Source organism: Streptomyces sp. NPDC021080 (assembly GCF_044333225.1).
Taxonomy (GTDB): domain Bacteria; phylum Actinomycetota; class Actinomycetes; order Streptomycetales; family Streptomycetaceae; genus Streptomyces.
Genome location: NZ_JBIRQM010000001.1, coordinates 319,123 through 331,546, shown reverse-complemented (window position 1 = coordinate 331,546; position 12,424 = coordinate 319,123). Strand labels below are relative to the sequence as shown.

Annotated in this window: 11 protein-coding genes and 4 pseudogenes; 10 read left to right on the top strand and 5 right to left on the bottom strand. The window is 64.7% G+C overall.

Annotation, left to right across the window (positions count from 1 at the left end; genetic code table 11):
- Window positions 1-35: 35 nt before the first annotated feature.
- From ACH4S8_RS01420 to ACH4S8_RS01410, 3 genes are all read left to right on the top strand, one after another.
- Entirely contained in the window at window positions 36-314 is a 279-nt protein-coding gene (locus ACH4S8_RS01420; RefSeq protein WP_398389771.1) for a hypothetical protein, read from the top strand.
- A gap of 235 nt (window positions 315-549) precedes the next feature.
- Window positions 550-1,656 (top strand): NAD(P)/FAD-dependent oxidoreductase, encoded by a 1,107-nt coding sequence (locus ACH4S8_RS01415; RefSeq protein ID WP_398389769.1) that lies wholly within the window; start codon window positions 550-552, stop codon window positions 1,654-1,656.
- A gap of 216 nt (window positions 1,657-1,872) precedes the next feature.
- Window positions 1,873-2,229, top strand: a complete 357-nt coding sequence (locus ACH4S8_RS01410; protein WP_398389767.1) for a deoxyxylulose-5-phosphate synthase — start codon at window positions 1,873-1,875, stop codon at window positions 2,227-2,229.
- A 350-nt stretch (window positions 2,230-2,579) separates the two neighbouring features.
- Here the strand turns inward: ACH4S8_RS01410 and ACH4S8_RS01405 are convergent, their stop codons facing one another.
- Window positions 2,580-3,233: a ferredoxin gene (locus ACH4S8_RS01405; protein ID WP_398389765.1), complete on the bottom strand. Its 654-nt coding sequence runs from the start codon at window positions 3,231-3,233 to the stop codon at window positions 2,580-2,582.
- Window positions 3,234-3,488: 255 nt separating this feature from the next.
- On the opposite strand from ACH4S8_RS01405, the gene ACH4S8_RS01400 reads away from it, so the two are divergent.
- The 4 genes and pseudogenes from ACH4S8_RS01400 to ACH4S8_RS01385 form a co-directional block, all read left to right on the top strand.
- A complete protein-coding gene (locus tag ACH4S8_RS01400; protein WP_398389763.1) occupies window positions 3,489-3,818 on the top strand; it encodes a CPCC family cysteine-rich protein in 330 nt (109 codons plus the stop codon).
- A 285-nt stretch (window positions 3,819-4,103) separates the two neighbouring features.
- The gene (locus ACH4S8_RS01395; RefSeq protein ID WP_398389761.1) at window positions 4,104-5,363 is read left to right on the top strand and encodes a tyrosine-type recombinase/integrase; all 1,260 of its coding nucleotides are present in this window, start codon (window positions 4,104-4,106) and stop codon (window positions 5,361-5,363) included.
- 27 nt (window positions 5,364-5,390) lie between these two features.
- The gene (locus ACH4S8_RS01390; RefSeq protein WP_398389759.1) at window positions 5,391-5,753 is read left to right on the top strand and encodes a winged helix-turn-helix domain-containing protein; all 363 of its coding nucleotides are present in this window, start codon (window positions 5,391-5,393) and stop codon (window positions 5,751-5,753) included.
- Between the two features lie 42 nt (window positions 5,754-5,795).
- A pseudogene (locus tag ACH4S8_RS01385) lies at window positions 5,796-6,018 on the top strand (transposase); the annotation flags it as partial.
- Here ACH4S8_RS01385 and ACH4S8_RS01380 read toward each other — a convergent pair.
- Window positions 6,017-6,324 (bottom strand): annotated as a pseudogene (locus ACH4S8_RS01380) (transposase family protein); the annotation flags it as partial. The pseudogenes ACH4S8_RS01385 and ACH4S8_RS01380 sit on opposite strands and share 2 nt — an antisense overlap.
- 214 nt (window positions 6,325-6,538) lie before the next feature.
- On the opposite strand from ACH4S8_RS01380, the gene ACH4S8_RS01375 reads away from it, so the two are divergent.
- Entirely contained in the window at window positions 6,539-8,200 is a 1,662-nt protein-coding gene (locus tag ACH4S8_RS01375; protein ID WP_398389758.1) for a hypothetical protein, read from the top strand.
- A 32-nt stretch (window positions 8,201-8,232) separates the two neighbouring features.
- On the opposite strand, the pseudogene ACH4S8_RS01370 reads toward ACH4S8_RS01375, so the two are convergent.
- Both ACH4S8_RS01370 and ACH4S8_RS01365 read right to left on the bottom strand, forming a co-directional pair.
- Window positions 8,233-8,571, bottom strand: a pseudogene (locus ACH4S8_RS01370) (transposase); the annotation flags it as partial.
- Between the two features lie 204 nt (window positions 8,572-8,775).
- Window positions 8,776-9,207 carry an ankyrin repeat domain-containing protein gene (locus ACH4S8_RS01365; protein ID WP_398389756.1) on the bottom strand — a complete coding sequence of 144 codons (432 nt, stop codon included), beginning with the start codon at window positions 9,205-9,207 and terminating at the stop codon, window positions 8,776-8,778.
- A 235-nt stretch (window positions 9,208-9,442) separates the two neighbouring features.
- On the opposite strand from ACH4S8_RS01365, the gene ACH4S8_RS01360 reads away from it, so the two are divergent.
- Window positions 9,443-10,084: an SIMPL domain-containing protein gene (locus tag ACH4S8_RS01360; protein WP_343325101.1), complete on the top strand. Its 642-nt coding sequence runs from the start codon at window positions 9,443-9,445 to the stop codon at window positions 10,082-10,084.
- Window positions 10,085-10,768: 684 nt separating this feature from the next.
- Here the strand turns inward: ACH4S8_RS01360 and ACH4S8_RS01355 are convergent.
- Window positions 10,769-11,395 (bottom strand): hypothetical protein, encoded by a 627-nt coding sequence (locus tag ACH4S8_RS01355; RefSeq protein ID WP_398389754.1) that lies wholly within the window; start codon window positions 11,393-11,395, stop codon window positions 10,769-10,771.
- A 750-nt stretch (window positions 11,396-12,145) separates the two neighbouring features.
- Between ACH4S8_RS01355 and ACH4S8_RS01350 the strand changes: the two are divergent.
- Window positions 12,146-12,415: pseudogene (locus ACH4S8_RS01350) on the top strand (IS630 family transposase); the annotation flags it as partial.
- Between the last annotated feature and the right edge of the window lie 9 nt (window positions 12,416-12,424).

Sequence of the window (12,424 nt, the reverse complement as noted above, 5' to 3'; positions counted from 1 at the left end):
TCCGCCGACCTTCGCTTTCATCACCGGGAGACTGCGTGAGACACGTATCGATAGCCGCCCTGGCCCTGTCGCTGGCTGCCCTGCTTGCAGGGTGCTCGCAGGACGAGCCCAAGCCACTGCATCCCACGAGGTCGCCAGGGGAAGCGGCCTGGTACGAGAGCACCAAGAAGCAGCAGCAGGAGTACTGCGCCGCTTACCGAGCGCACGACCCACAACACCCCATCCACGTCCCCTCGTTCTCCTCAGCCATGTCCGAGGACGAGTTCGCCGACGACTTCTACAGCACAGTGAAGAAGAAGTGCACGCCGGCCTGACGGGGCGCCCTTGAGCGACCGGTCCCCAACCTCAGGTGTCTGGCTGACGTCCTCGGCAAACCTCGGCAACTTCCGCGCCCATGGCTCGCATCGAGGTGGGCTGGGGTTCACACCCCCACAGGTCCATCGCAACTCAGAGCCTCGGCCGGAGAGATCCGGCCGAGGCTCTTCGGCATTCCCGCGGCAGCGGAGCGTGGCGGGTTGCTGCGATCCGGGAGGGGGGAAGGAGGCGTTCATGAAGCCTGAACGTGTTGCTGTCGTCGGAGTAGGCGTCCTCGGAGCCAGCGTGGGATGGAACCTGTCCCGGCACGGCGTCGAAGTGGTCTTCATCGACGCCGGCCGGCCAGGTGAAGGAGTTACCAACTGGTCTTTCTCATGGGCCAATGCGAGCAACAAGACAGTGCGCAAGTCCTACTTCGACCTGAGCGTCGCGGGCATGGAAGCGCACCGCGAGCTCGCCAGGACCATCGGGCCGGACTCCTGGTGGTATCCCGACGGCCACCTACGCTGGGCAGCCAACCCCGCAACAGAGAGAAAGCTCCTGGAAACAGCGGATTTGTTGACCAGCTGGAATTATCGGGTCGACGTGTACACAGGGGCCGAGGCGCGTCGCCGCCTCGAACCTGCTCTCACACTGCCCGACGACATTCCCGTCGTGTTCTACCCCGACGAAGCCTGGGTGCACGGACGTCATCTCGTCGGCCGCCTGGTGAGCAAGGCTGTCGCATCCGGCGCCGAGCACCGATTCGACACCACAGTCCGTGACATCGGCACCGGTGCCGACGGGAGCATCCGGTCAGTTGCTCTGTCCGACGGGAGCCATCTCGATGTCGACATCGTCGTGAACGCGGCAGGTCCCGACGCCGCCCACGTGGCCGAGCTCGTCTCGCGGCAACTGCCGATGCGCCGGGAGCCCGGCATCGTCACGCGGATCGGCTGTGCCGAGGTCCCGGTTCGCCGGGCCATGCACGCCCCTCACATCGAGATCCGTCCTGACGGGAACTCTTCGGTAGTCCTCCACAGCCGCGAGATCGACGCACTCATCGACACCGGCGAAGATCCCTCGGAACTCGCAGGGTTGCTCCACGAATCGGCGCGGCAGGTCGTTCCCGATCTCGGCAGCGGTCGCATCGCACAGACACGGGTGGCCAACCGACCGATCCCAGCCGACGGATTCCCCTCAGTGGGAGCAGTGCCGTCTGTGCCGGGCTATTACGAAGCTGTCTCCCACAGCGGCATCACACTCGGGCCGGTAATCGGCCGCCTGCTTGCTTCGGAGATCCTCAGCGGGGAGAGAGACGAGATGCTTGCGGACTTCCACCCCGAGCGGTTCGCCCCGTGACAATCCAGGCATGCGCTACTGGTACGCGACGATGGTCGGCCCCACGCTTGGCAGAACCGTGCCAGAACGAGCGGGGAACCACGGGAAATGACAGGCACCATCAGGACGTGACAGCCACGTCCGCCAGAATGGTCCATCCGCAGACCAGCCGAAGGATCACCCAACCTCGCTCCTAAAGCGGTGGTCCCGTCCAGGCGTCCTCTCTACCCTGTCCGCATGTGCCGATACGCGACCTCCTACAAACCGCACTTCGTGTGTCTGGCGTGCCGGGCGTCGTTCAAGCAGAGCCCACTGCCGCTGCGGGAGCATCCGTGCCCGCACTGCCGTACCCCGATGGTCGATGCCGGGTTCGACCTTGCCGTACCTCGCCGTGGGAACAACAGCGCTTGGAAGGCACTCGAGGCGACGCTGCGTGCCGGCCTCACCTTCCACTCGTGTGGTTGTGACGGCCCCGGCTACCGGCCCCGCTCGACCGCAGAAGTCCGGGAGCGACGCCGGGCGGCGAAGCGGCTCGGGCTGCTGGAGCTGACGGCGCTGGAGCGCTACGACCCTTGGGAAGAACCAGCGCGGTGAGGTGATGCGTGTACAGCGGCGAAACACAGAGACCCCGGCAACCGGCAGTGCCCAGCGGTGTCGAGTGGTGAGGTCGTCCGCACGATAAAGGCCGTGACCGGGATGCGACAAGGGTCGGCTGCCTCACCGCCACCTCAACCCCGTGCCACTCTCGTGCCAGAACGAGCGGGGACTCACAGGGACTCGCCGACAACAACGGAGCACGAGCGGGCACTTGCCCCCGTGCACGTTTCTGCAGCTCATCCCAGCATCCACCCGACCTCGCTCCTAAAGCGGGTGTCGGGGGAATCCTGCCGAGGAATGCCGCGAAGGGCCGGTTCAAAGGGAAGCAAGGCAGGCAGCACACGGCATTAGAGGGCTGGCAGGGCCTCCCCGCGGCGGGGTGTGCGGCGTTGCTCCAGCCAGAAGGTGTAGCCGCGCAGATATGCCTGCAGTCCGTCGTCGATGTAGGCGACGAAGTCCAGGTGGCCTTGGGCGGCGTCGAGATAGTGCCCCTGGAATCGGGCGGACCCGTTGCTGCCCCAGCCGGGGTGGGTGCTGGCGCCCCAGTCGGCCGCGATGGCCAGCGCCCACTCGCGAACACGGCCTCGGTCGCGCCACCATGCGCGGACAGTGTCAGGGGTCCAGTGGTCGTCGCCGTCCCAGCCGTAACCGCTGTACAACTCCAGACAGGCAGCCGATACCACTGCCTCGGTCTCCATTTCGCTCACGGGCTGGCGATAGACGAACTCCGTTCCGAAGCCGCCCCCGTAGTCGTCGTCGTAGGCAATGTGGTGTGGTGCATCCAGCCGGCCGGTGGCCATGGAGTCGGTGGCCGCACCGTAGAACGGGCCTGGGACGTTGCGCCAATTCCGTTCTGCCCAGACACCTGAGAAGACTTCCCTCGTCGGTTCCGCAGTGATGACAAGTTGCCGTGCCGTGGGCAGCGGATCCCAGTAACCATGCAAGACAACCCCTCCTCGATCGAGCACCCAGACGAGGTTATCCACCCCACCGGTGGACATGATCCGGCTGTACTTCCGTGCTGTACAGCACGGAAGTACAGCAACCGCCGGGCCCGTCATCGACCCTCCGTATGCCTAGGACACCAGGTGAGCGGCTCGGTAGACCTCAGCGACCGTCGCGCCCATATTTCGCATCGAGGGGGTGCGAGCGGTGGCCGTGGGCTGTGGCGGCCTGCTGCTCGTCGCTGGGGCCACTGCCACAGTGGACTGAAATCACCGTGCGCCCGATAGGCGCAAGTCCATACCCTCTGCGACATGGCTTCTGAGGAATCAGGTTCGTTGCCCCGTCGGCCCCAACTCGTGGACGGAGGACCATACGAGTGCCCGTGCTGCCGGCTCATGACTCTGGAGACATCGGCCAATTTCGAGATCTGTCCAGAGTGCGGGTGGGAGGACGATGGGCAGGACGATTTCGACGCTGACGAAGTCCTGGGCGGTCCCAATGGGGCGGAGAGCCTGACGGAAGCGCGGGAACGCTACGCGGCGTACCTTGCCGAGTCAGCCGGTCCTGACAGCGTCACTCAGGGCGGCGAGGGGTCTTGGCTGTCTGCCGCCAAGAGGAAGCGGCCGAGACGGACCGAGTGAGTGCGCAGTTGGAGGTCAGGGCGAACGTGTCCGCGTGCCACAGTCGCGCCAGATGAGGCGGGGACTCACGGGGAACCTCGGCTGCCGACGGGCAGCGCAGCCAGCAAATGCCGAAGTCGGAATCCCCCAGGTCAGACCTCAACTCGCCCCACCTCGCTCCTGAAGCGGGTGTCGCAGGTTCGAATCCTGCCGGGGGCACAGTGTCTGACCAGCGCGTTTACCTCTCCGAGGTAGGCGCGCTGTTTGTCGTAGCCATGGCATTAACCATGAATAGGTTCCAGAACCATGGTGAACACCAAGAGCAAGCGACGTCAGCGCGGCAGCATCCGCCCCAACGGGGCCGGCTTCCAGGTCCGGGTCTACGCCGGGCGGGACCCGCTCACGAAGAAGGATCTCTACCTCCACGAGCAGGCCGAGACGGAGACCGAGGCGGAGAAGGTCCGTACCCGGCTCCTGCACCAGGTCGACGAGAACCGCCACCCGAAGACGCAGGTGACCATGTCCTTCCTGCTCGACCGGTGGCTCGGTGTCGCCGAGCTCGACGAGACGTCGTACGAGCGGGCCGAGGGCATCATCCGCAACTACCTCAAGCCCACCTTCGGCGACCTCAAGGCCGGCAGGCTGACCGCCGAGATGCTGGAGCTGTTCTACGCCCGTCTCCGGCAGTGCCAGGACCAGTGCGAAGGCCGGCGCAACGGCAAGACCGACCCCAAGACGAAGCAGAAGCACGTCTGCGAGCCGCTCGCCGCGAACTCCGTCCGCAAGATTCACTTCATCCTGCGCCCGGCGCTCAACCGCGGCCTGCGCTGGGGATACGTGACGACGAACGTGGCGGCCCTCGCCGAGCCGCCCTCCCAGCCCAAGCCGAACCCCGACCCGCCCACTCCCGAAGAGGCGGCCCTGGTTCTGAACACGGTCTGGCAGCGGGACCTGGACTGGGGAACGTTCCTGTTCATGACGATGGTCACCGGCTCACGCCGCGGCGAGATGTGCGCTCTGCGCTGGTCTGGCATCAACCTCGACCGCCTCGAACTCTTCGTGAAGCACTCCAACAACGGTCGCAGGATCAAGGACACCAAGACCCACCAGCGCCGTAAGCAGGCCATCGACGTGATCACGCGTTCCGTCCTGGCCGCCCACCGGGCCCGCGCCGAGGAACGCTGCAGGGCGCTCGGCGGCGAACTCGCCCGCGATGCCTTCGTGTTCTCCGGCGAAGCCGACAGCACCGCCCCGCTCGTGCCCTCGAGCGTCAGCCAGCGCTACCGTCGCCTCGCGGAGAAACTGAAGATCCATACCCACCGCCTGAAGGACCTGCGCGCGTACAACGTGACCGAGCTCCTGGGCGCCGGTGCCGACGTACGAACGGTCGCCGGCCGCGTCGGGCACGGCGGCGGAGGCGCGACCACGCTCAAGTACTACGCAGCCTTCCTGGCCACCTCCGACCGCCAGGCCGTCACCGCCTTCGCCAAGCAGCTGCCGGTGCCGGAAGGGCTACTCGCCAAGCAGCCGGTCACCACCGTCGTCAACGGGCTCCGCCTGCTCTGAGAGTGCGGCAACGAATCGCTATGGGCGATGCTCCTGGTCACCGAGGGCGGCGCCGAGGCCCTGTGCGGCCAGTGCGAGGCAGCCGTCCAGGCCCGCCCGGACGCGGCCGTGGGCCCCATCGGCAAGACCATCAAGACCGAAGCCGCCCCGCCGTGTGAACTCGCTCCCTGGGAAGTGATCGCACAGGAACTCGCGGACGCCATCAAGGACGGCACGATGCTCCCCGGCGAGGACGTCCCCACGGTCGGCGACATCGCGCAGGCCCACGGCGTCTCGGTCGGCACCGCGCACCGGGCCTTCACCCAGCTGAAGAAGGACGGCCTGATCGAGGTCAGCCGGGGCCGCCGAGCCGTCGTCCGCCAGCACCAAGAGACAGCCGATGTCGCATAAGACGCCATTTCAGTTGGTGTGATCTTGCGGCAGTCTGGGGTGGTGGCTGCTGCGCTTGTCGAGCGGATGGCGTCCGAAGAGTTATGGACGTTGTTCCAGCGGGTGGTGCCGCCGGCGCCGGTCCGCCCTCAGAGTGGAGGGCACCGGCGGCGAGGGGACCGCGAGGTGTTGGCTGCCATCATCTTCGTGGCCACCTCAGGCTGCACCTGGAACCAACTGCCCTCCGGCTTCGGGCTGTCGGGCGTGACGGCCTTCCGCCGGTACGTCCCGTCCAATATCACGAACGCCTTCGTCGACGTCGCTCGTACGGCTTCGGCGAAGGTAGGGGCAAGGGCGGCCAGGAGGTTGACGGCATCGGTGACGTACCGGTAGGTGGTGCTGATCCCGAACCCGGCCGCGAGCTGGGCTTAGGGATGGCCGTTGCGCAGACGGGTGAGGGTGAGCAGGGCCTGTCAGCTGCGTTGAGGCGGCGCCATCGGGTTCCGAGAGCGCGGCGGTGTTACCTCAGACGGGCGGCGAGGAAGCGCAGGGCAGAACTGGACACGTCGACGCCAGACGGGTAGACAAACATTGCGAAGCCTCTGGTGGAGACGGTTCTCTTGGTCGAAAACCCATCTACCAGGGGCTTCAGCTGTCCGTCCGTCCAACTACCCCGCTGTCATGGGAGGTTGGAAAGGGCTCACTCTATCCCGGCGTGTCGTTCAGAATTGTCGCGACGCCATGAGGAGAATTCGCTATCTGATGGCCAGCCCGGAGCCGATGTCTGCGACAAGGAGGTCGAGGAGTTGGCACCCGAACCCGATTCCGTGGTTCCAGTTTCCGGCACCGGCGTACCTCAACTTCTCAAGATGTATGACCGAGCAATAGAGGATGCGGCGTCATTGTCGCCGTTCGTGTTGGTGCACTCTCGGCCCTCGCGGTGGCGATTTCTCAAGCCATTGGCCCGGTTTCCCCGTATGGCCTTTGGGACGCGAATGTTCCTCATCCGGCACGTAGAGCGGTCACTCCTAAAACTTGAGCGACAATATCATGTTCGAGAGGCTCTCGGCGAGCTGACGCCCGATCGCGATGATCGAGATCGCTCCGCTTGCGCGGCGTACCGCAAAGCCCTCCCACCAAGCCGTTACACGTTCGCCCTCATCGGCTTTGCGGTGTCTGCTGTGATCGTTGCGTCGATTATTATCCAGCTCGCTGGACGCGTCGCAAAATCTGTTATCCCAGGCGGTGGTACACAAAAGAAAAGCAGGCATTTCGGAAATGATCTGCTGAGTACCCTACAAGATAGTCGCCTTGAGAAGACCTTCGGCGAGATCAGTAAAGAGCTGGTCAACTTGATGACCGGTGGTGGTGGAGGAGATCTGCCGACGGCGGTCGGCCAAGCAATCCATATTGGTACCGCAGGTCTGCTAGTGCTGGTCTTCATCACCTTCGTCACGGGCTACGTGGCCACTCGACCGTTGGTATCTGCCTTCCGGCTCAAGAGGCAAATTCTCGGTCTCGCCGATCAGGACGAACTTGACCTTAACAACACCGCAAGCAGCTGGTACGTGAACAAATCGGTCGGCGCTTATGAGCAGGAAAGAAAAGTCTTTGGAGCACTTGAAAGAAAGCCGGTACCGGAAAAGCCCGTCGACCTAGTGATTCTCGCCTTTCCGGCTGCATGCTTGCTCGCACTGGCGATTCTGCTCGCCTGGTGGGCAACAAAAACCACCTTTCAAGCTGCCACCGAGTGGCAATCGTGGCAGGAATGGCTACCAATCACATTTGCGTATTATCTTTACGTCGTATGGCTGGGAGCTCTGGGCGTGCTTCGAATGATGTGGCTGCTTTCAGCGCTGGAAGGTCGCAGAGATGAGGAGAACCAAAAAGCCCCCTTCATCGGTAAGGTACGCGACAACGGCTTGTATGTGGAGGCGCGTCCTGTGATTGAGGCTGCCGCATGGCCGATGGCTTCCGGATTGCTCATTTTTCCATGGCTCCTTTATCCAGTAATTGGTGCCATCCAGTTCCATCGCATTATGATGACCGGGAATCGTTTGCGCGGACGCCGCGGCCACTGCTCAGTGGCGACTCTGGCCTTCATCTCAGTTGTTGCCACGCCAGTCATCGTCTCTCGCCAACTCTGGCGATTTGCCACGCTGGATAGCAGCCGCCGCAACAAAATCCTTGCTGTCGCTGCTTGCCCCGCATTGTTCACGCTACCGGTCGCCCAGGTTGCGAGCCTGTTTGAATTCTCTTCGACTGTAGACTTTTCGGTCTCCGCTTGGCTTTTCCTGTGCTTTGTTGCCTCTGGCTTGCTGTCTGCTCTGCTTTACGCACTACTCGTGGCAGCGGTGCAGAAATGCCAGAACAACCTGATCCAAAAACTAGCCGATGAGGTTAAAAGCGGACAGTGCGAGGCAGTCAGCGCGCATGTCACACTCGACCCGGTTCACGGACAAGCATAAGATTCGTAGCCAGGCGCCTTTATAACCGGGACCCGGACGCTGACAGAGTCGATCGCGCACCGTGACCAGTCCAGGTCGCCCCGGGCCCCGAGTTCGTCCAGCACCAGACGGTGGAGCTTGGCCCACACCCTGGTCTCGGTCCACTCGGTGAACCGACGAAAAGCGATGACCACCGACAGCCCTAAGCCTGGCGGGAGTTGGTTCCAGGTGCAGCCCGAGGTGGCCACGAAGACGATCGCGGCCAGCACCTCGCGCTCTCCTCGCCGGCGGTGCCCTCCACCTTGCGGGCGAACCGGTGCGGGCGGCACCACCCGCTGGAACAACGTCCATAACTCTTCGGACGCCATCCGCTCGACAAGCGCAGCAGCCACCACCCCAGACTGCCGCAAGATCACACCAACTGAAATGGCGTCTAAGGGGCTATGATCACTCGCCCCATGGCAGCTCCCGCCCAAAGTCTCGGAGCCGACCTCTCAGCGTCGTCGACCGCAGGCCGCCGGCTCTACTCGCGCGTGCGGGCCTTGCCGGCCGAGGGCTGGGTCTGCTGGAAGCTGTCTGCTCCGAATCCTTCCCAATCAAAAGCGAGCCGCTTCCTGGCCTTCACCAGCGTTGCCTGCATCCTCATCTGCTTGCGTCGCCTCACCACGCTGGATGTGCCGCTGCAGCAGCTCGACCGCCAGGTGGTGGCCGTAGGAGACGGCCAGGCCTATGGGTGTTAGCCCGTCGGGTCCCGGGAGCTGCGGATCAGCCCCGAAGGCCAGGAGCACCGCGGTGGTGTGCACAGTCAACGGCTTGCCGCTCTGCAACGCGCCATCGCCTTCCGCGTCAACGGCGTGCGTAAGGAGCGTCATGTCGTGGCAGATCTCATCGGGGTCGACTCCCTTGGCCAGCAGTTGAGCCAGGGTCTCTGCGTCTTCGTTCTCCACCGCTCGATGTGCCGGTGTACAGGTGTTCTCCACGTCGGCATTCAACCGTGCGATACCAACCTGCCCAAGCCCTTTCCCCACGTCGGCGCACCTATTGGGATGGCCCACGCGTGCCCCCTACGTGCCCGTTCGGTCGGGAAACAGCGGGGAGTCACGGGCGCCGACGGACAACGCTCACGAGAACGGCTCCTGACCGAGTTACCTGGTCAGGAGCCGTTCACTTGCGGTGGGTGTGGGATTTGAACCCACGGTGACTCGCGCCACGACGGTTTTCAAGCCTGTTGCGGCGGTGGGACGTTACTGATTCGATCCTCGAATGGCAGAGATCAAGGAGCCCTGGGGGCTCAGCGTGCTCGGTGCAGGGAACGTGTCGGCGGAGCCCCGGCTCGCCCAGGCGAAACTTGCGGTTGACCTCGTGGCACCGACACCCAAAGAAGCCTTTGAACAGGCTGGAGCAGCAGTTGTCAGGCTGCGTACTGTGCTGCGAGAGCATGGAATACCCGACTCCGACGTATCCGGATCACGCCTCGTCCTCAAGTCGGAATTCAAGGGCTACGGCGCGGACCGGACGTTCCTGGGCTATCGCTGCGAGGCGACGTACACCGTGCAGACTGAAGCCCTTGATCGGCTCGAACTTCTGATAGAGGACGCCGTCCGGGCTGGCGCCAACCGCGTCGACGAGGTGCACTTCGACGTGCTTGACAAGCCCGCGCTCCGGGACGAAGCCCGCCGCAGGGCAGTCGGGGCTGCACGACGCAAGGCTGAGGTCTACGCGGATGCCTGCGGTGTGCGGCTTGGCCCTGTAGTGCATATTCAGGACGTTGACCCGGAGTCGGTCGGGCTACGCAGTCATGGGAGTCGCCTTGGAGGCGATCCTGAATCTGACGGTGTCTTCGCTCCTGGGTCGGTACGCGTCGAGGCCGCTGTGTTGCTCGGATTCAGCTTGCTACCCGACTAGGATCTTTCGAACCGATGCTCCAGGCCGACACGAAGAGCCACGCCCGCGAAGACCGCGCATGGCGGCTGACACCAGCGGCTGACACCAACGAGCGCGAACAGCAGCGGTCGGCGCCGGACCTCAGTGGACGATCGACCGAGGCGCAGGCCCGGTGGGTTGACGTCGACAGACCCAGACGGTCACCAGTCGGCAGGGCTTGGGGCGGCCTTGAGAGATGCGGCCGTGAGCAAGTCTCGGCATGCGCGATCCAGCGGTCGAAGTACTGAGCCTCGGCCTCTGCGGTGCCCTCTGCGACAAGCCGTTCCCGGGCTGCTCTGACCGTGTCGCCCTCAGCCTCGGCCGTCTCGCTCGGCCGCAGTTCAACCCAGTCCGTCAGGGCGCCCCAGAGAAGTTGCAGAGCGATGCAGATCTCGTCCCCGTCGCCGCTCGGCCATTCCCTACCCGCGCGGGTTTCGGCTTCTCGTGCCCGCCCAAGGGCCGGAGCGGTGAGCCCCGACCAGGTCGAACGCTCGTTGGCGCGGGGCCGTCTCCGGGCCGTCCGAGGGTGCTCCACTACGTCCAACGACGACCAACGCTGACAACCGTCGACAGGTAAGTCGCAGGTCGCAGCGTTGACCGATGAGAGGGGCACAGGTCAAAAACCCGGCCCCTCACTTCTTCGGCCAGTGAGATCGCGCGGAAGGCTCAGGCGTGCATCTGTTCGTCGGTGGCCTGGCGACGGCCTCCGTACGAGGTGACCAGTGCGTCGGCGACGGCCACCGCGTCCGCGTCGGCTACGTCCGCCGGGTACTCCGGCAGGAGGTCGTCCCAGACGGGCAGCCATGACCCGTACAGCTGGGCCTGCCCCTCGGGCCGGGCGAAGAACCAGATGTGCAGGTGCGCGGCTCCGTCCCCGATCCGGTAGACGTGGGCTCGGGAGACGTGCGCCAGTGCCTGCACATGGCGGACGATGTGCGTGGTGAGCACCCCGAGTTCGGCGGCCATTTCATCGGGCAGATCCGCCATGTCGTAGTGCTCTCGGGGGAACAGCATCAGCACCAGAGGCACGCCGACGCCCGTGACCCGGGCCAGTCGCCAGCGTTCGTCGAACCAGACGCCTTCGTCCCGGGCGCGGCACGGGTCGCAGTTCGCCGGGTCCTCGCCGTGTCGTTCCGGCTCGGGCAGAGCGGGCGGACGCAGCGGCGCGACGCGAAGTCCTTCAGGTTCGAACGGACTTATCTCCCAGCCGGTCATCCGCGCCAACGGAAGCCGAAGCTCACCGTCCGCAGCCGCGCGTGCGTGGTCGTAGAACTCATCAGGTCGCAAGGCCATGTTCGGAGACTAACGTGACTCACGGGCACCCTGACCGTGCCGGACGCGTGCCAGATCGTGTGGGGAGCCACGGGGGAACAGCGAATCCCGACTCCGCAGACGGAACGCGCCTGCGCCGCCGTAGCGCAGGTCAACTCCACCACTCCCGCCAGATCACCTGAGCTTCCCCAGCTGAGAGCGCGGGTTCGATTCTTGTCCTGCCCAACAGGAACCCCCAGGCCAGCGACCCGGGGGTTCCTTTTTTGTCCAGACCAGTGAGCAGGTGGCGCACCACAACCGCACCGCGGCTGCCCGGAACAGGATCAGGCGCCCAGCGCCACGCATTCCGCCGCAACCCAACCGTCGCGGCCGTTGATCCGAACGGTCTTCCAGTCATTGGACGTTCCGCCGCAAGCCGTGTAGGTCTGACCGTTCGCGGAGCCCTCCCCGAGGCTTCCGCAGGGAAGACGTCCGCTGGCGGCGATAGTCCCCACGACCGAGTACCTCGTGCCGGCTCCGCCCCGCACGTTCAGGGTCGATCCGGACCGGTTGTACGCATAACAACTGGCTGCGGTCACGGAAGTCTTCTGGCCGACCTCGGTCGCAGGTGCGGCGCCAGCAGGACCGATCGTGGCACCCACCGCCCCAAGTGCAGATACGACGACAGCTGTGGCCTTCATGGACAGACGCATGACTTCCAATCATTCATCCAACTAGAACACCCAATCCAAGCCCGGTGACGCTGCCCGAGCAAGATCATTTCTCGCCATTGCCCCGCACCTGACCACGAAGAATGACCCCCGCGTTGGCGACTGGGCCGCGGCCAACAACGTCGAGTTCGCCTACACACCGACCAACGGCTCCTGACTGAACCGCGTCGAGGCCCAGTTCACCGCGCTGCGCTACTTCGCGCTGGACGGCACCGACCACACCAGCCACAAGGAGCAGGGCAGCATGATCCGCCGCTACATCACCTGACGGAACAAGCACACCGCCGATATTCGCTTGCACACCATCGTCACTCGGGTCAACGTCGCCTGACACCTGACG